General features: G+C 73.8%; 20 protein-coding genes and 1 pseudogene. 8 read left to right on the forward strand and 13 right to left on the reverse strand.

All coding sequences use genetic code 11. The features are described from left to right. Positions 1-3 precede the first annotated feature (3 nt). Both AC1RSJ_RS12670 and AC1RSJ_RS12675 read right to left on the reverse strand, forming a co-directional pair. The gene (locus AC1RSJ_RS12670; protein WP_493118748.1) at positions 4-1,323 is read right to left on the reverse strand and encodes a bifunctional o-acetylhomoserine/o-acetylserine sulfhydrylase; all 1,320 of its coding nucleotides are present in this window, start codon (positions 1,321-1,323) and stop codon (positions 4-6) included. A 130-nt stretch (positions 1,324-1,453) separates the two neighbouring features. Then, positions 1,454-2,578 carry an acyltransferase family protein gene (locus tag AC1RSJ_RS12675; protein ID WP_493118749.1) on the reverse strand — a complete coding sequence of 375 codons (1,125 nt, stop codon included), beginning with the start codon at positions 2,576-2,578 and terminating at the stop codon, positions 1,454-1,456. 61 nt (positions 2,579-2,639) lie between these two features. Here AC1RSJ_RS12675 and AC1RSJ_RS12680 point away from each other — a divergent pair, with 61 nt between their 5' ends. Next, positions 2,640-3,398 carry an SDR family oxidoreductase gene (locus tag AC1RSJ_RS12680; RefSeq protein WP_493118771.1) on the forward strand — a complete coding sequence of 253 codons (759 nt, stop codon included), beginning with the start codon at positions 2,640-2,642 and terminating at the stop codon, positions 3,396-3,398. Between the two features lie 21 nt (positions 3,399-3,419). Here AC1RSJ_RS12680 and AC1RSJ_RS12685 read toward each other — a convergent pair whose 3' ends face one another. Further along, a complete protein-coding gene (locus AC1RSJ_RS12685) occupies positions 3,420-3,815 on the reverse strand; it encodes a PPOX class F420-dependent oxidoreductase (RefSeq protein WP_493118750.1) in 396 nt (131 codons plus the stop codon). A gap of 52 nt (positions 3,816-3,867) precedes the next feature. Beyond that, complete coding sequence (locus AC1RSJ_RS12690) at positions 3,868-5,349, reverse strand: MFS transporter (protein ID WP_493118751.1); 1,482 nt, start codon at positions 5,347-5,349, stop codon at positions 3,868-3,870. Positions 5,350-5,426: 77 nt separating this feature from the next. Between AC1RSJ_RS12690 and AC1RSJ_RS12695 the strand changes: the two genes are divergently transcribed. Genes AC1RSJ_RS12695 through AC1RSJ_RS12715 form a run of 5 tightly spaced genes read left to right on the forward strand, consistent with a single transcriptional unit; the run spans position 5,427 to position 8,473 of the window. Continuing rightward, positions 5,427-5,987 (forward strand): phosphoribosyltransferase, encoded by a 561-nt coding sequence (locus AC1RSJ_RS12695; protein ID WP_493118752.1) that lies wholly within the window; start codon positions 5,427-5,429, stop codon positions 5,985-5,987. Continuing rightward, the gene (locus AC1RSJ_RS12700) at positions 5,984-6,706 is read left to right on the forward strand and encodes a Type 1 glutamine amidotransferase-like domain-containing protein (RefSeq protein WP_493118753.1); all 723 of its coding nucleotides are present in this window, start codon (positions 5,984-5,986) and stop codon (positions 6,704-6,706) included. The genes AC1RSJ_RS12695 and AC1RSJ_RS12700 overlap by 4 nt, the downstream gene beginning before the upstream one ends. After that, on the forward strand, positions 6,703-7,395 hold the full coding sequence (locus AC1RSJ_RS12705; RefSeq protein ID WP_493118754.1) for a uracil-DNA glycosylase: 693 nt from the start codon (positions 6,703-6,705) through the stop codon (positions 7,393-7,395). The genes AC1RSJ_RS12700 and AC1RSJ_RS12705 overlap by 4 nt, the downstream gene beginning before the upstream one ends. A 12-nt stretch (positions 7,396-7,407) precedes the next feature. Beyond that, positions 7,408-8,034 (forward strand): GNAT family N-acetyltransferase, encoded by a 627-nt coding sequence (locus tag AC1RSJ_RS12710; protein WP_493118755.1) that lies wholly within the window; start codon positions 7,408-7,410, stop codon positions 8,032-8,034. Between the two features lie 10 nt (positions 8,035-8,044). Continuing rightward, positions 8,045-8,473: a VOC family protein gene (locus tag AC1RSJ_RS12715; protein ID WP_493118756.1), complete on the forward strand. Its 429-nt coding sequence runs from the start codon at positions 8,045-8,047 to the stop codon at positions 8,471-8,473. Positions 8,474-8,478: 5 nt separating this feature from the next. On the opposite strand, the gene AC1RSJ_RS12720 is transcribed toward AC1RSJ_RS12715, so the two are convergent. From AC1RSJ_RS12720 to AC1RSJ_RS12730, 3 genes are read right to left on the reverse strand one after another with little or no spacing between them, the layout of a single operon-like run. Then, positions 8,479-9,240 carry a hypothetical protein gene (locus AC1RSJ_RS12720; protein WP_493118757.1) on the reverse strand — a complete coding sequence of 254 codons (762 nt, stop codon included), beginning with the start codon at positions 9,238-9,240 and terminating at the stop codon, positions 8,479-8,481. Continuing rightward, the gene (locus AC1RSJ_RS12725) at positions 9,237-10,124 is read right to left on the reverse strand and encodes an ABC transporter ATP-binding protein (protein WP_493118758.1); all 888 of its coding nucleotides are present in this window, start codon (positions 10,122-10,124) and stop codon (positions 9,237-9,239) included. Before AC1RSJ_RS12725 ends, AC1RSJ_RS12720 begins: the two co-directional genes overlap by 4 nt. Beyond that, complete coding sequence (locus AC1RSJ_RS12730; RefSeq protein WP_493118759.1) at positions 10,121-10,543, reverse strand: GntR family transcriptional regulator; 423 nt, start codon at positions 10,541-10,543, stop codon at positions 10,121-10,123. Before AC1RSJ_RS12730 ends, AC1RSJ_RS12725 begins: the two co-directional genes overlap by 4 nt. A gap of 63 nt (positions 10,544-10,606) precedes the next feature. On the opposite strand from AC1RSJ_RS12730, the gene AC1RSJ_RS12735 reads away from it, so the two are divergent. Both AC1RSJ_RS12735 and AC1RSJ_RS12740 read left to right on the forward strand, forming a co-directional pair. Then, positions 10,607-12,031 (forward strand): amidase, encoded by a 1,425-nt coding sequence (locus tag AC1RSJ_RS12735; RefSeq protein ID WP_493118760.1) that lies wholly within the window; start codon positions 10,607-10,609, stop codon positions 12,029-12,031. 100 nt (positions 12,032-12,131) lie between these two features. Then, entirely contained in the window at positions 12,132-12,488 is a 357-nt protein-coding gene (locus AC1RSJ_RS12740; RefSeq protein WP_493118761.1) for an SIP domain-containing protein, read from the forward strand. Between the two features lie 39 nt (positions 12,489-12,527). On the opposite strand, the gene AC1RSJ_RS12745 is transcribed toward AC1RSJ_RS12740, so the two are convergent. From AC1RSJ_RS12745 to AC1RSJ_RS12770, 6 genes and pseudogenes are all read right to left on the reverse strand, one after another. Further along, the gene (locus tag AC1RSJ_RS12745; RefSeq protein WP_493118762.1) at positions 12,528-13,331 is read right to left on the reverse strand and encodes an SDR family NAD(P)-dependent oxidoreductase; all 804 of its coding nucleotides are present in this window, start codon (positions 13,329-13,331) and stop codon (positions 12,528-12,530) included. Continuing rightward, positions 13,328-13,747, reverse strand: coding sequence for a Fe-S oxidoreductase (locus tag AC1RSJ_RS12750; RefSeq protein ID WP_493118763.1), 420 nt, complete (start codon positions 13,745-13,747; stop codon positions 13,328-13,330). Before AC1RSJ_RS12750 ends, AC1RSJ_RS12745 begins: the two co-directional genes overlap by 4 nt. Then, a complete protein-coding gene (locus AC1RSJ_RS12755) occupies positions 13,744-15,162 on the reverse strand; it encodes a dihydrolipoyl dehydrogenase family protein (RefSeq protein ID WP_493118764.1) in 1,419 nt (472 codons plus the stop codon). The genes AC1RSJ_RS12750 and AC1RSJ_RS12755 overlap by 4 nt, the downstream gene beginning before the upstream one ends. Positions 15,163-15,242: 80 nt before the next feature. After that, entirely contained in the window at positions 15,243-16,046 is an 804-nt protein-coding gene (locus tag AC1RSJ_RS12760; protein ID WP_493118765.1) for an arginase family protein, read from the reverse strand. Positions 16,047-16,073: 27 nt separating this feature from the next. Continuing rightward, entirely contained in the window at positions 16,074-16,721 is a 648-nt protein-coding gene (locus AC1RSJ_RS12765; protein ID WP_493118766.1) for an NADPH-dependent F420 reductase, read from the reverse strand. Between the two features lie 71 nt (positions 16,722-16,792). Then, a pseudogene (locus AC1RSJ_RS12770) lies at positions 16,793-17,293 on the reverse strand (hypothetical protein); the annotation flags it as partial.

Genomic DNA, 17,293 nt, shown 5'->3' on the forward strand with positions numbered 1-17,293 from the left:
GGGTCAGACGGCGGCCTGGCCCTGCGCGACGGTGGCGCGCGCGGCGGCGAAGCCCGCGTCGAGGTCGGCGATGAGGTCGTCGACGTTCTCGATGCCGACCGACAGGCGCACGAGACCCGGCGTCACGCCCGTGGTGAGCTGCTGCTCCGGGGTGAGCTGGGAGTGCGTCGTCGACGCCGGGTGGATGATCAGGCTGCGCACGTCGCCGATGTTCGCCAGGTGGCTGAACAGCTGCACGCTCTCGACGAGCGTGCGGCCGGCGTCGACGCCGCCCTTGAGCTCGAAGCTGACGACCGCGCCGACGCCCTTCGGGGCGTACTTGTTCGCCGCCGCGTACCAGGGGCTCGACGGGAGCCCCGAGTAGTTGACGCTGGCGACGTCCGGGTGGCGCTCGAGCCACTCGGCGATCGTCTGGGCGTTCGAGGTGTGGCGCTCGATGCGGAGGCTCAGCGTCTCGATGCCCTGCAGCAGCGCGAAGGCGCTGTCGGGGGAGAGCGCGGCGCCGGTGTCGCGGAGCAGCTGCACGCGGATCTTGATCACGTAGGCGATCGCGTCGCCGAGCACGCCGGTGTAGCTGGCGCCGTGGTACGACGGGTCCGGCTCGGTGAGGCCCGGGAAGGTGTCGACGTGCTGCGACCACGGGAACTTCCCGCCGTCGACGATGACGCCCGCGATGACCGTGCCGTGCCCGCCGAGGAACTTCGTGGCGGAGTGGACGACGATGTCGGCCCCGTGCTCGAACGGGCGGATGAGGTACGGCGTCGCGATCGTGTTGTCGACGATGAGCGGGAGGCCGTGCTCGTGCGCGATGGCCGAGACGGACTCGATGTCGAGCACGTTGATGCGCGGGTTGCCGATCGTCTCGGCGAACAGCGCCTTCGTGTTCGGGCGGACGGCCGCCTTCCACTCCTCCGGGTCGTCCTGGTTCTCGACGAAGGTGACCTCGATGCCGAGCTTCGCGAGCGTGTACTTGAAGAGGTTGTAGGTGCCGCCGTAGATCGACGACGAGGAGACGATGTGGTCTCCGGCGCCGGCGATGTTCAGCACGGCGTAGGTGATGGCACTCGAGCCGGAGGCGACGGCGAGCGCGGCGGTGCCGCCCTCGAGCGCGGCGACGCGCTTCTCGACGACGTCGGTGGTCGGGTTCATCAGGCGGGTGTAGATGTTGCCGAACTCGGCCAGCGCGAACAGGTTCTTCGCGTGCTCGGCGCTGTTGAACACGTACGACGTGGTCTTGTAGATCGGCGTCGCGCGGGCGTTGGTGACGGGGTCCGGCGCCGCGCCGGCGTGGACCTGGGTGGTCTCGAATCTCCAGTCGGACATGACGCTCCTCGGGATGCTGGCGGGCGGGTCCGCCCGGCTCGAGAGCGAGCCTAGGAACGTGCGCCGCCGCCCTCAACCGCCCCTTCACCCGGCGTAACGTGCGCGGGCGCCGCGACGGGCGAACGACGGGTCAGCGGCGGCGGGATCCGGTCGGGTCGACGCGGGACTCCCGCACCGGGCGGTCGTCGATCTCGCGGAACAGCCACTTCGGCTTCGGCTCGATGAGCGGGCGGAACACCCGCCGCACGAGCGGACTCGACAGGAAGATCGCGATCGCGACCGAGCCGAGCAGCACTGAGACAAGCCACAGCGCCGAGGAGTGCTGGTCCTTGAGCACGCCGGTCTCGCGCAGCGGGTAGAGCACGAACGAGTGCAGCAGGTAGACGTACATGGTGGCCTGCCCGAACATGCTGAACCAGGTGTCGCGGCGCGGGATGAGCACGAGGAACGCGGCGCTGAGCACCACGGCGAGCAGGATCAGCGCGAGCCGGAGGAGGCCGGCCCACCACTGCGGCTCGCCGAGATCCTCGAACGAGTCGTCGTAGAAGAACCAGAGGTGCAGCTGGAACTGCTTGAAGTCGGCCACCCACACGCCGGCGACGGCGGCCCAGGCGGCGATCACGGCGACCGCCGCGGCGCGCGTCGGCCAGACGATCCGGGCGGACGCCCGCTGCCAGCGGTCCATGATGCCCCAGCCCTTGAGCCGCCAGCCGAGCAGGAAGAACGGCAGCAGGCCGATCGTGCGCGACAGCGAGAACGTGGAGTCGACGTTCGCGGCGTAGCCGATCCCGATCGAGAACAGGATCGACCAGAGCAGGGGCCAGCGGAGCATCGCCATGTACGGCAGCACCAGCCGGAAGATCCCGAGCGCGAGCAGGAACCAGAGCGTCCAGTGCGGCTGCGTGAGGTTGACGCTGTGGTTGCCCTCGAACAGGAACTGCACGAGCGACCAGATCGCCTGCATGACGATGTACGGCACGAGGATGTCGGTGATCACCCGGCGCATGCCGCGCAGCGTCGGCGGCTCCGACTTGGAGAAGTAGCCGCTGATGATCGCGAACGCCGGCATGTGGAAGCCGTAGATGAACAGGTAGACCCAGTAGGCGTTGTTCGAGTCGGCGGTGAGGCGCTGCGTCGCGTGCCCCATGACGACGAGCACGATGCACGCGAAGCGGGCGTTGTCCCAGTACGGCATCCGCTGCTTCGTCTTCGCCGGCGCGGTCGCGGTCGCGGCGGGCGCGGCGGTGCTCGTCATGCTCGGCACTCTAGCCGCGGCCGCTAGCGTGGGACATGTGACGGATGAGGCGACGCGGCGGGTGGTGGTGACCGGGGCGAGCTCCGGGATCGGCGAGGCGACGGCGCGTCGCTTCGCCGCGCGCGGCTGGGACGTGATCGGCGTCGCGCGTCGCGCGGATCGGCTCGCGGCGCTCGCCGCGGAGACCGGCATCCGCACCGTGGTGGCAGACCTCACGACGGACGACGGCGTCGCCGCAGTCCGCACCGCGGTCCAAGCGCTCGGCGGCCTCACGACGCTCGTCAACAACGCCGGCGGCGCGTTCGGTCTCGCGACGGTCGAGGACGGCGACGTCGCCGACTGGCGCGCGATGTTCGAGATCAACGTCATCGCGACGAAGCAGCTCATCGGCGCGCTGCTGCCCTCGCTCCGCGCCGGCGCGGTCGCGGGCGGCCACGCCGACATCGTCTCGATCACGTCGATCGCCGGCCACGTGGCCTACGAGGGCGGCGGCGGATACAACGCCGCCAAGTACGCCGAGCACGCGCTCATGGGCGCCCTGCGCCTCGAGCTGTCGGGCGAGCCGCTCCGCGTGATCGAGATCGCGCCCGGCATGGTGAAGACCGACTTCTCACTGGTCCGGTTCGACGGCGATCAGGAGCGGGCGGACGCGGTGTACGCGGCCGTGCCGGAGCCGCTCGTCGCCGACGACATCGCGGAGGCCATCGTGCACGCGGTCGAGCTGCCCGGGCACATCAACCTCGACCTCGTGACGATCAAGCCGGTGGCCCAGGCCGCGCCGCACAAGGTGGCGAAGGGGCCGTTGCGCGTCGCGGAGTGATCGGCGCGGCGCCCGGCGTCGTCAGCCGGCCGTGATCCGCAGCACGATCCGCGGGCGGTCGTCCTTCGCCGCGCGCCGCTCGATGCCGAGCACCAGGCCGTACTCGAGGCCGTACTTCGCGCGGAACACGCCGGTGAGGTGCTCGCGCGCCGCGTCGTCGTCGATCACCTCGGCCCGGCCCTCCGCGACGGGTGCGCCGTCCTTCACCTTGCCGAAGCGGGAGCAGGGGCGGATGGTGATGCGCGCGTCGTTGCGGAGGCGCTTCACCTTGCCGCTGCCGGCCGGGGTCGTGACGAGCAGCGCTCCTCCGTCGCGGGCGACCCACACGGTGGTCGGAACGCCGACGCCCGAGCGGCGGTAGGTGGTCAGCTCGACGAAACGCGACGAGCCGAGGTCGAGGAGATCGGCGGAGGACACCGTCGGAGCCTAGGTCCGATGTCGGCCGGAGGGGTCTCCGGCGACCCGCCGCTCAGGAACGGCTCAGCGGCGGCGTCTCGGCCGGAAGCCCTCCCGCGGACTCGAGGAGGTCCGGCTCGGCGTCGGCGAAGGCGCCCTTCGGCACGAAGAACAGCAGGATGCCGGCCACGATCGCGCCGCCCGCGCAGACGAGCCAGACCGTCACGTATCCGAGGAAGGGCGCGGCCGTCGTGCCGGCCTGCACCACGCCGGCGACGAGCACGACGCCGAAGACGCTCGACGCGATCGACCCGCCGACCGTCTTCGTCGTGTTCGTCATGGCGGTCGCGACGCCGGTCTGGCCGCGCGGCGCGACGGCGGCCGCGGCGGCCGGCAGCGCGGCGACGAGGGCGCCGCCGCCGAGCCCGACGAGCAGCATGTCGAGCAGCACCTCGACCACGGAGTCGTGGAACGGCAGGAACAGCAGGTAGCCGAGCCCGACGAGGAACGACGCGGCGATGAGCGCGGTGCGGGCGCTGATCCGCCGCGAGAGCAGCGTGAAGGCGAGGGCGCCCGCGATGAGCGAGAGCAGGTAGCAGCCGATGACGACGCTGCGCATGGTCGCGCCGAGCCCGAGTCCGTAGCCGAGCGACGGATCGGTGCCGGCGTAGGTGGAGAGCGGGATCTGCGCGCCCAGCACGCTGATGCCGAACAGGCCCGCGGTGACGACGACCGGCCACATCGCGGGCCGGGCGAGGGTGCGCAGGTCGATCGCCGGGTCCGGGTGCCGCAGCTCCCAGCGCGCGAACGGGAGCAGGGCGAGCAGCCCGACGACGATCGCGCCCCAGACCAGCGGATCGGCGGGCCCGTCCGTGCGGAGGCGCACCAGACCGCCGGTGACGAGCACGAGCGCGAGAGCCAGCAGGGCGAAGCCGGTCGCGTCGAGCCGGCGGCCGGGCAGCGGCTCCGACTCCGGCACGCCGAACAGGATGGCGAAGAACACGAGCGTCACGCACGCGGCCGGCACGGCGAGCGTCAGCGGCACGTTCCCGCCGAGCCCCGTGAACACCGCGCTGCCGCCCAGCGCGCCGAGGATCGCACCGAGCTCGAGCGCCACCACGAGCAGGCCCGCGGCCCGGCGGGTCGTGGTCGCGGCGGCCCCGGTGCGGCGGCCGCGGTCGAAGATCAGCGCCACCTCGAGCGGCAGCCAGACCACGTAGAAGCCCTGCAGCGCCCAGGCGACGAGGAACAGCCAGAAGCCGCCGCTGAGCACCAGGCCCCAGCTGGCGAGGGCGGTGAGCACCGTCGAGATCAGCAGCATCCGCTTGTGCCCGAACATGTCGCCGAGCTTCGCGAGCACCGGCACCACCATCGCCGACACGAGCAGCTGCGCCGCCTCGAACCAGTTGAAGTCCGCGTCGACCACGCCGAGGTGCTTCACGAGGTCGGAGACGAGCGGCACGTAGTAGCCCTGCAGGATGCCGCTGGTGAGCTCCACGAGGAAGAGGAAGCCGACGAGGCGGACCGGGATCGCACCGGGGCGGGAGGCGGGCATGACCGGATGCTAGACCCGGGCCCGGCGGCGGCCGCGGTGGCGGGCCCGTCGGCGCCGACGGCCGGTAGCGTGGACGGATGGACGAGACGCCGCCCTCCACCCCGCCCGGCGACGGCCGCGAGCACCTCGACTGGGCGGGCTACGGCCGCGCCGCGCGGGAGCTCGCCGAGACCATCGCGGCCGACGGCTTCGTGCCGGATGCGATCGTCGGCATCGCGCGCGGCGGCCTCCCGCTCGCCGGGTCGCTCGGCTACGCCCTCGACGTGAAGGCCATCGGCACCCTCAACGTCGAGTTCATGACCGGCGTCGGCGAGCACCTCGACGAGCCGATCGTGCTGCCGCCGATGCTCGATCGCGCCGCGCTCGACCGCAAGCGGGTGCTGCTCGTCGACGACGTCTCCGACTCGGGCCGCACGCTCGCCCTCGTGCTCCAGCTGCTCAGCGCCGGCGGCGGCGAGGTGCGCACGGTCTGCCTGTACTCGAAGCCGGGCACGGTGCAGGAGCCGCACTACGTCTGGAAGCGCACCGACCGCTGGATCATGTTCCCGTGGTCGAGCGAGGGGCCGGTCACCGGCGGCGCCGGATCGGACGGCGCGAGCGCGGCCTCCGTCGCCCAGGCGGGGGAGCCGGCCCGATGAGCATCCACCTGGTCGGCGGCGGGATGTCGCCGGAGGCGCTCGCACCGGCCTTCGCGCCGTTCGTGGCGGAGAGCGCCGCGCGCGCCGCCGGCAGCGGGCGGATGGTGCCGCGCGTCGCGGTCGTGCTCGTGCTCGACGACGAGCCGGACGAGATCGCCGACCGGTACACGGCGGCGCTCGCCGGGGGCGGCGCGTGCGACCCGATCGTGACCCGCATCCGGCCGGGCGACGGCGACGCGCCGGCCAGCGTGCTCCTCTCCGACATCGACGGGCTGCTCATCGGCGGCGGTCTGACGCCGCTCTACCACGCGACGCTCGAGCCCCTCTACGACGAGGTGCGGCTGCTCGTCGCCGACGGGCTGCCCTACCTCGGCTTCTCGGCGGGCGCGATGATCGCCGCCGAGCGCGCGATCATCGGCGGCTACCGGATCGACGGCGTCGCGGTCGCGCCGGAGGAGACGGGCGAGGACCTCGAGGAGCTCGCCGTCGTCGAGGGCCTCGGCCTCGTCGACCTCGCCGTCGACGTGCACGCCGCGCAGTGGGGCACGCTCGGCCGGCTCGTCGCCGCCGTCGAGTCGGGGCTCGTGCCCGGCGGGGTGGCCATCGACGAGGCGACCGCCCTCGTGGTCGGCGACAGCCTCCGGGTGGTCGGCGCCGGCAGCGTGTGGCAGGTCGTCGAGGGCGAGGACGGCGTGCTGGTGGGGACCCTCGCGCCGTGACCCCGCAGCCGCTCGGCGAGCTCGTCGATCCGGGGTGGGCCGTCGCCCTCGAGCCGGTCGCCGACCGGATCGCGGCGATGGGCGACTTCCTCCGCACGGAGACGGCGGAGCACCGCCCGTACCTGCCGGAGGGGCGGCTCGTGCTGCGCGCGTTCACCCGGCCGTTCGAGGCGGTGCGGGTGCTCATCGTCGGCCAGGACCCCTATCCGACGCCCGGGCACGCGATCGGCCTGTCGTTCGCCGTCGACCCCCATGTGCGACCGGTGCCGCGCAGCCTGCAGAACATCTACCGCGAGCTGCACGACGACCTCGGCCTCCCGGTGCCGCCGCACGGCGACCTCTCGGCCTGGGCCGACCAGGGCGTGCTGCTGCTGAACCGGTCGCTCACGGTCCGCTCCGGCAGCGCCGGCTCGCACCGCGGGAAGGGCTGGGAGGCCGTCACCGAGCACGCCATCCGCGCCCTCGTCGCGCGCGACGCCCCGCTCGTCGCCATCCTCTGGGGCCGCGACGCCGGCACGCTCCGGCCGCTGCTCGGCTCGACGCCGGTGATCGCGTCCGCGCATCCGAGCCCGCTGTCCGCGTCGAGCGGCTTCTTCGGCTCGCGGCCGTTCAGCAGGGCGGATGGCGCCCTCGCCGAGCAGGGCGCCGCGCCGGTCGACTGGCGCCTGCCCATCGACCCCGCGGCGTGACAGGCTGACGGCATGCTGGAGGAGGAGTACAACCCGCGCCGCCGGCTGCCGCGCCACCTCCAGAAGGCCGCGGCGCCGGAGCCGGAGTTCGCGTACGTGCTGCGCGACGCGACGCCCGCGGATGTGCCGCACTTCCTCGAGATCTACAACCACTACGTCGCCAACTCGAGCGTCACATTCGACGAGGACCCGCTGACCCTGCGCGAGATGCGTGCGAAGCTCAGCGCGACGCGCAAGCTCGGGCACCCGTGGGTCGTGGCGCAGACGCCGAGCGGGCAGATCATCGGCTACGCGACGGTGGCGCCGTGGAAGGCGAAGGCCGCGTACCGGCACACCGTCGAGGACTCGATCTACCTGCGACCGGCCTCGACCGGCAAGGGCCTCGGCAGCGCGCTGCTGGAGCGGCTGCTCGAGGAGAGCCGGGCCGCGGGCATCCGCGAGGTGCTCGCCGTGATCGCCGACAAGAACGCGGAGGGATCGATCGCGATCCACCGCAAGCTCGGGTTCGAGGAGGTCGGGCGGATGGGCAAGGTCGGCTTCAAGTTCGGCCGCTGGCTCGGCACCGTGATGCTCCAGAAGAGCCTCAAGCCCCTGAGCCGGGCGGAGAGGGCGCAGCGCGAGGCGGCGGGCCGCTCCTAGGCTCTGCGGCATGACCGCCGCCCATCAGCTCCGTCTCGTGCTCGAGGTCGACGACCTCGACGCCGTGCTGGCCTTCTACCGCGACGTGCTCGGGCTGCCCGAGCGCGGCTCCTTCCAAGGCGAGGACGGCGCTCGCGTCGCCATCCTCGAGGTGCCCTCCGCGACCCTGGAGCTCGCCAACCGCGCGCAGGTCGAGATGATCGACCGCGTCGAGGTCGGCGCCCCGGTCGCGCACGGCTACCCGCTGACGATGCGCGTCGCATTCGAGGTGGACGACGCCGCCGCGACGACGGAGCGGCTCGCGGCCGGGGGAGCGGAGGTCGTCGCCCCGCCGACGCGGACGCCGTGGAACTCGCTCAATGCGAGGCTGGAGGCGCCGGGCGGCGCCCAGCTCACCGTCTTCCAGGAGCTGGGCGCCACCGAGGTCTTCGCGGGCTGAGCCGATCAGCGGACGGTGGCCCGCCGCAGCAGCAGCCAGCCGAGCAGCGCGAACACCGCGCCGAACGGCAGCAGCCAGAGTGCGGTGCCGAACGCGCCGTTCGCCGCGAACCAGTCGCCGACGGCGGGCCACGACGCGGTCAGGGTGATGAGCACCGCCGCCCCCACGAGCACCGCGACGATCGCCATGACGAACAGCGTCACCCCGATCGCCCGCCACCGCACGAACGCGGCGCCGCTCGCCGTGCCGACGGCGAAGAAGAACAGGAACAGGCAGAGGATCACGACGACGCGGTGCAGCGGGTCGCCGCCGAGCAGCACCGTGCTGAACAGCCGGCCGCCGAATCCCCAGCCGCTCGTCGCCTGCTCGACGAGCCCGAGCGCGGCGATGATCGCCGTCCAGAGCGCGGAGAGCAGCCCGAACGCCGCGAGGCTGCCGAGGAAGAAGTCGCGGCGCGTGGCGCTGAGCCCCTGCGACAGGGCGAAGGTCGCGTTCATGGCCTGGATGGCCACGACCATCATGTAGACGAAGATCCAGAAGGTCGCGCCGCTCCACTGGAAGCCCTCCTGCGCGTCGGCTGCGCCCTCCGGGCCCGCCGACGTGCCGACGATCCACCAGATGGCGAAGTTCACCAGGAAGATCGCGCCGAGCACGAGCGCGGGCACGCCGAGCACGGTCATCGGGTTCGCGAAGTGCAGCCGGACGACGTTGCCGATGCGGCGCGCGGCCGTCGGGGTCGCGGTGCGGGGTGCGGTCAGGGCGCTCATGCGCGGGTCTCCGTCTCGGTCTCGGCGCCGGTGAGGCGCACCACGTACTGCTGCAGGGACACCGGGGCGAGCTCGAGTCCGGCGGCGGCCGCCTCGGCGCGCTCGGCCGGGGTGAGGCCGGACACGGTGATCGACGCGAGCCCGCCGAGGCCGTCGCGGCTCAGGATGTCGCGGCCGGCGGCGAAGGCGTCGACGGCGGTCGCGGTGCCGACGACCGTGGTCATCCGTCCGCGCAGCTCGTCGGCCTCCGCGTCGACGATGATCCGTCCCTCGTCGATCAGGATCACGTGCTCGAGGAGGTTCGAGACCTCGTCGATGAGGTGGGTGGAGAGCACGATCGTGCGCGGGTGCTCCGTGTAGTCCTCGAGCAGCCGGTCGTAGAACGTCTGCCGCGCGACGGCGTCGAGACCGAGGTACGGCTCGTCGAAGAACGTGATCGGCGCTCGGCTGGCGAGACCCACGATGACGCCGACCGCGCTGAGCTGGCCGCGGGAGAGCTTCTTGATGCGCCGGTCGAGCGGCAGACGGAAGTCGGCGACGAGGCGGTCGGCGAGCTGCTGATCCCAGTCGGGGAAGAACCGCGCCGCCATCCGCAGCACGTGCCGCGGCCGGAAGTCGTCCGGGTAGCGCTGGCTCTCGCGGATGAACGAGAGGTTCGACAGCACCGCCGCGTTCTCGACGGGTGCCTGCCCGAACACGCGCACCTCGCCCGCGCTCGGGAACTCCTGCCCGCTGAGCAGCGACATGAGGGTGGTCTTGCCGGCGCCGTTCCGTCCGAGGAGGCCGTAGATCCGGTCCTGCTCGAGGCGGATGTCGACGCCGTCGACGGCGGTGACGTCGCCGTAGCGGCGGGTGAGGTCCGTGGTCTCGGCGACGACGGTCATGCGCGTGCTCCGTTCCGGGTGGCGGGATCGGTGATCATGGCGGCCAGCTGGTCGCGGTCGATGCCGAGCTTCTCGGCCTCGGCGAGCAGCGGGGCGACGTACTGGGTGCGGAAGTCCTCGCGGCGCTTCCCGACGATGCGGGCGCGGGCGCCCTCGGCGACGAACATGCCGATGCCTCTCTTCTTGTAGAGGATCCCGGCGTCCACGAGCAGGTTCACGCCCTTCCCGGCCGTGGCCGGGTTGATGCGCAGGAACGCGGCGAACTCGTTGGTGGACGGGATCTGCGTCTCCTCGGGGTGGCGGCCCTCGATGATGTCGTTCTCGATCTGCTCCGCGAGCTGGAGGAAGATCGGGCGGCCCTCATCCACGGCGCGGTCCGCCGCACGCCGGCTCGCACCGGTCGAGGTCCGTGGGTTCATTACTCATGTAACTAACCAACCAGGCGATCGGGCGGATGTCAACCCCGGGCCTACGCTGGAGCCGTGTTCGAGCTGCATCACCTCACCGCCCTGGAGCAGCTGGATCAGCTCCGGCGGGGCGACCTCGCCCCGGCCGAGCTGGTCGAGCACTACCTCGCCCGAATCGAGCGCTGGAACGACGAGCTCGGCGCGTTCGTCACCGTGGCCGGGGACGCGGCCCGCGAGCGCGCCGCGCTGCTGGCGTCGGGGGAGGCCGGCGTCCCGCGCGCGGCGGCGCTGTGGGGTCTCCCGGTCGCCGACAAGGACCTCGTCGCCCGCGCCGGGGTGCGCACGACGTTCGGCTCGCGCGCGTTCGCCGATCACGTGCCGACCGAGTCCGACGAGATCGCCGACGTCATGGACGAGGCGGGCTCGATCAGCCTCGGCAAGACCAACGCCCCGGAGTTCGGGATGCCGAGCTACACCGAGTCGCTCGTCGCGCCGCCCGCGCGGACGCCGTGGGACACCTCCCTCGGCGCCGGCGGATCGAGCGGCGGCGCGGCCGTCGCCGTCGCCGCGGGCCTGCTGCCCGTGACGACCGGATCCGACGGGGGCGGCAGCATCCGCATCCCCGCCGCCGCGACCGGCATCGTCGGGCTCAAGCCGTCGCGGGGGCGCATCCCGTCCGGCTCCGGCATGACCGCGCTCGGCGGCCTGGCCGTGCAGGGTCCGCTCGCGCGCACCGTCTCGGACGCCGCGCTCGTGCTCGACGCGCTCGTCGCCGGCCACGAGTACGGCTTCGCGACGGGAGCGCCCACCTGGGACGGCGGCGCCTACCTCAACGCGGCGGTGCGCGGCGAGGGGCGCTTCCAGCTCGCCGTCACGACCTGGTCGCCGTGGGCGGCGTCGTACGACCTCGAGCTCGCGCCCGAGGCCCGGGACGCGCTCGACGTCGCGCTCCGCGAGCTGGCGGCGCTCGGCCACGGCGTCGAGGAGATCGAGCCCGAGCCGGAGCCCGGCTACGCCGCGGCCTTCCGCGCCGTCTGGCAGGGGGGCGCCGCGACCCTCCCGCTCGACGAGGCGCAGCTCGAGCTGGTCGAGCCCCTGACGCGCTGGCTGGTCGGAGTCGGCCGCCGCCTGCCGGCCGGCGAGCTGGCCGGCGCGCTGCGCTGGCTCGCGATGTTCGAGCGCCGGGTGATCGAGCGCTTCGCGCCCTACGACGCGGTGCTCATGCCGACGCTCGCGATGACACCGCGGCCGGTCGGCTGGTACGACCAGGAGGACGGCGAGCGCAACTTCGCCCAGCAGGTGCGGTACACGCCGTTCACGAGCTTCGTCAACGCGACCGGGCTGCCCGCGATCTCGCTGCCCGTGCACTGGACGGCCGACGGGCTGCCGATGGGCGTGCAGCTCGTCGGGCGCCCGGGCGGCGAGCACGTGCTGCTCGCCATCGGCGCGCAGCTCGAGCGCCGGCTCGGCTGGGCGCGCCGGCATCCGGCCCAGTGGTGAGCCCGGCCGACCCGGTGGTGAGACCGGCCGATCCATGGGGCGGATGCCCAGCAGGCAGGGTGTGCGCGCTTAGGTAAGGCATGCCTATACTGACGAGGCCATGATGCTCTCGGACCTCCTCGCCGCCTCCGTCGCGTGGCAGCCCGCCGCCGACGACACGATCCTCGTCGCGGCGACCGAGGCGGACCTCCCGATCGTCGAGACGATCGTCGCGACGCTGCCGGTGAAGGCGCGCGGCCGCATCCTCATCGAGGTCGAGACGGCGGACCGCATCCGCGAGCTGCCGGCGCCGAGTCGCCTCTGCGTGACCTGGCTCGTGCGCGAGCGCGGCCAGGACCTGCGCACCGCCGCCGACGCCTGGCTCGCCGAGATGCTCCCGGTCGACGCCGAGCGCGAGCACCGCGTCTACGCCTGGCTCTCCGGCGAGGTCGCGGCGCACCCCATCACCTCGGCCTGAGCGGATCCCGCCGCGGGCGCCTTCTCCGGGCGCGCTCCGTCAGGAGATCGACTGCGCCTGCACCGTGAGCGCGTCCCAGAGCTTCGCCCGCTCGCCCGGGTCGCGGGCCTGCACCGAGAGCTTCCCGTCGGGCTGGAGCCGGTCGAAGTAGGTGCCGTTCGGCGCGCCGACCTGCTCGGCGGTCGCGAGGAACACGAGCGGCGCCGCGCCCTCCTCCGGCGTGATCGCGATGCGCGAGACGACCCCCGCGAGCGGCGTGCGGTCGAGCCCGGCGAACCGGGAGGCGACGAAGCCCGGGTGGAACGAGTACGACTCGAGGTGCGTGCGCCGTGCGAGCTCGGCGGCCAGCATGATGTCCGCGCGCTTCGCTGCGCCGTAGGCCGGCCAGCCCGCGAGCCACGGGAGGCCGTCGCGGCTCGGGTTGCCGGGGAAGACGGTGCCGCCGCTCTGCGCCACGCTGCCGGTGAAGATCACCCGGGCGCGGCTCTCCTCGAGCAGCGGCAGCAGCTGGGTGGTCAGCACGAACGGGGCCAGCACGTTGTGCTGCCAGGTGCGCTCCACCCCGTCGGCGCTCCGCCGGCGCTGCCGCAGCAGCCCGCCCGCGTTGTTCGCCAGCACGTCGATCCGCTCGTAGCGCTCGGCGAGATCGTCGCCGAGCCGGCGCACGTCGTCGAGCCGGTCGAAGTCGGCGAGGAACGCCTGCCCGCCGGTCTCGGCCGCGACGGCGCGGGTGCGCTCCGGGTCGCGGCCCACCACGGCGATCTCGTTGCCGAGCTCGGCGAGGGCGCGGGCGGCGGCGCGGCCGACGCCGCTCGACGCTCCGGTGATGACGATCGTGCTCACAGGTATCCTCCGTCGGCCAGTCCGGCCTCGATCTCGAAGCGGTTGCGGGTCGCGTCCTCGCCGGCGGCGAGGTAGAGCGGGATGAAGGCCAGTCCGTACCGGCGCCACTGCCGGCGGTGCACGTCCTCGTGCCGCAGCACCGCGGCGGCGGTGGAGGTCGCGGTCAGGTACACGGCGCCGACGGTCGTGCCGCCGCGGCCGAACATCCAGCCGGGGAGGCCCGCGCAGACGAGCAGCCGCCCGTGCCGGGTGACCGGGGCGAGGCCGAGTGCGGCGCCCCAGATCCACGCACAGGCGGTCGCGAAGCCGTAGCCGGTCAGCGCGACGGCGGGGGAGAGGACGGCGCGACGCAGCCAGCCGATCCGCGCCGCCGCGGCGCACCAGCGCGCCAGTGCGGCCGCGGAGCCCGGTCTCACGGCCGCCCGAGCGTCTCGAGCCAGCGCAGCCAGACCTCGCTCATCGTCGGGTAGGGCGGCACGGCGTGCCAGAGCCGGTGGATCGGCACCTCTCCGACGATGGCGATGGTGGCGGCGTGGAGCAGCTCGCCGACCTCCGGACCGACGAACGTGGCGCCGACGATCACGCCGCGCTCCTCGTCGACGATCGCGCGGGAGCGTCCGACGTAGTCGTCCGAGATCGCCGACGCGGCGTTGACCCACGCGAGGTCGTAGTCGACGGTGCGGACCGTCCGCCCCGCCTTCGCGGCGGAGGCCTCGGTGAACCCGACGCTCGCGACCTCCGGACGGGTGAAGGTGACCTGCGGCACGGCGTCGTGGTCGGCCGTGGCGACGTGCGCGCCCCACGGCGCGTCGTCGACCGGACGACCGGTGGCGCGGGCGACGATGACGTCACCGCAGGCGCGGGCCTGGTACTTGCCCTGGTGGGTGAGCAGCACGCGGTGGTTGACGTCGCCGGTCGCGTAGAGCCAGTCGACGCCGTCCACGCGCAGGGTGTCGTCGACGTGCAGCCAGTCGCCGGGCTCGAGCCCGATCGACTCGAGACCGAGGTCGCCGGTGCGCGGCACGCGGCCGGCGGCGACGAGCACCCGCTCGGCCGACACCGTGCGCCCGTCGTCGAGCGTCAGCACGGCCGCGCCCGGGGTGCCGGACGCGGAGGCCACGGCGGCGCCGGTGATCACGGTCGCGCCCGCGGCGCGGAGGGAATCCGCCACCATCTCGCCCGCGAACGGCTCCATGCCGCCGAGCAGCTCGCCGCGCGCGATCACGGTCACCTCGGTGCCGAAGTCGGCGTAGGCCGTCGCCATCTCGGCCGCCACGACGCCGCCGCCGATGATCGCGAGGGAGGCCGGCGCCTGCGTCGCGCTCGTCGCCTCGCGGCTCGTCCAGGGCTCGAGGTCGGCGAGCCCGGGGAGGTCGGGGAGCAGCGCGGCGGATCCGGTCGACACGACGACCGCGTGCGCCGCCGTCAGCTCCGTGACGGTGCCGTCGGCTGCCGTGACGGTCACGGCGCGCTCCCCGGTGATGACGGCGTGGCCGCGGACGAGGTCGATGCCCGCGCCGTCGAGCCACTCGGCCTGCCCGGAGTCGTCCCAGTCGTGCGTGATGGCGGTGCGCCGCGCGAACACCTCGGACGGGTCGACGCCGCCGGTCACCGCCTGCGCCGCGCCGCGGACCGCCCGCGCGTCGGCGAGCACCGCGCCGGCTCGGAGCAGCGCCTTGGAGGGCATGCACGCCCAGTAGGAGCACTCGCCTCCCACCAGCTCGGCCTCCACGATGACGGTGCGGAGACCGCCCTGCACCGTGCGGTCGGCGACGTTCTCGCCCACCGCGCCGGCGCCGATGACGATGACGTCGTAGTCGCGTGCGCTCATGGCACCACGCTAGCCGCGGCGGGTGCGCGTCGGCCGGGGGACTCGGGGGTCTCCCGGGTCGGGGTCCCGCGCCGGTGCGGTCAGCGCCCGGCGGTGATCGCGCCGACGAGCCGCAGCACGGTGCCGAGGTCGTCGCCGGCGGCCGAGGCGGAGGCCGGGGCGAACTGGACGATGCCGGCGCCGGCGAGCGGCAGCCGGTCGCGCAGCGCGCGCACGGCGGCGACGAGCGCGGCGGCGGAGAGGCCGAACGGCTGCGGGTCGTCGAGGCCGTCGATCTCGCCGGGGTCGAGCACGTCGAGGTCGATGTGCAGGTAGACGGACTCGGCGCCGGTGGCGATCACGGCATCGACGAGCGCGCCGGGATCGGCGAGCGCCTCCGGCTCGAGCACCGGCACGCCGTGCTCGGCGATCCAGTCGTCCTCGGCGTCGTCGCGGTTGCGGGTGCCGGCCAGGATCACGCGGGCGGGGTCGACGTGGCCGTCGTCCACCAGCGCGCGCAGCACCATGCCGTTGAAGTCGCGGCTCGGCGAGGTCGTGGCCGTGTGCGCGTCCGGGTGGGCGTCGAACCACACGACGGCGGGGGCGCCGCGTCCGGCGGCGCGTACGATCGCGGGGTACTCCGCCGCGCAGTCGCCGCCGATCGTGACCAGTGGATCCGTCAGGTGCTCGACCGCCTGCGCGTAGCGCTGCCGGGTGACCCGCAGCGAGCTGAACCGGGCGATCCCGGTGCCCTCCGAGTCACCGGCCTCGAGGGGCACGTCGACCGCCGTCGTCGCGGCCGCCGGCAGGTCGCCGCGGATGGCCTCGGCGCCGTCGACGAGCCGCAGCGCGCGGGCGGATCCGGACCCCTGCCACTCGGGCACGACGACGAACCGGACGCTCATGCGGCCCACCCTAGCGACGGACTCGCATCACATGTCGCGGTAGCGCTTCGCCTCGGCGAGGTGCGCCTCGAGCTCCGCGGCGGTGTCCTGCACCACGTAGCCGGGGGTGTCGCGCTGGATGCGCCAGCCCTCGGCGAGCTCGCCGCCGTCGACCGGGTCGAAGCCGAACTGGTCGATCAGTGCGGCGACGGTCGCGCGCGCCTCCGCGTCGTCCCCGAAGAGGGCGAGGGCGCGGCGTCCGGGGGTGCCGGCGGCGGAGCCCTGCACGGGGAGGTCGCCGGCGCCGATGTGGTTGAAGGCCTTGACGACCTTCGAGCCGGGCAGCTGGCGCTGCGACAGCTCGGCCACCGTCGTCGACTCGTCGTCGAGCTCGGCGATCGCACCGTCGCGCTGGGGGTAGTAGTTGTTCGTGTCGACGACGACCTTGCCGTCGAGCTCGGCCGCGGGGTAGTCCGCGATCGCGCGGAGCGGCGTCGTGACCACGGCGAGGTCGGCGGCCGCGGCGGCTTCCTGCCGGGTGCCGGCGCTCGCGTGCGGGCCGAGCTCCGCGACGAGGTCCGCCAGCGTCTCCGGCCCGCGCGAGTTGCTCAGCACCACGTCGTAGCCGTGGGCGACCGCGAGCCTCGCGAGCGCACCGCCGATGTTGCCTGATCCGATGAATCCGATCGTCGTCATGCTCGGCGCAACCCGGGTCCGCCACCGTGCATTCCCGCGCCGGCGACCCCGGCCGGACTCGGAGCCGGGTGTCAGCCGACCGTCAGCACCGCGGCGGCGCCGCCGATCAGCGAGACAGCTGCGGAGGAGTCGGTCGTCGTCGTGCCGGGCTCGCTCGCGCTGAAGCGGATGGTCGCGGTGACGGCGTAGCTGCCGGCCCCGAGCACCGGGTGCCCGGCCCCGCAGCCGGCGAGCGGCAGCGTCACGGGGTAGGCCAGCGACTCCCCGGGTGCGAGGTCGATGCGCGTGGCGGCGCGGGGGAGAGCGCCCACCGCGACCGCGGCCGTGGCGCCGTCGCGGGCGACGACCACCGTGGGCGGCGACGCGAGCCAGCCGCCGACGGACACGGTGCCGGTGTTCGCGATGGTGACGGTGCCCGCGGCCGTGGTCTCGCCGGCCGCCGTCGCCGGGAAGGCGACCGTCACCGCGAGCCCGCCGTCCGCGGCCGGAGCGGCCGGCGGCGCCGCGCAGCCCGCGTCGCCGCCGGAGCCCGACGCGACCTGCGGGCCGTCCTCCCGGCCGTCGTCCTGGCC

This window comes from Schumannella sp. GW821-FHT10F01 (genome assembly GCF_058809295.1).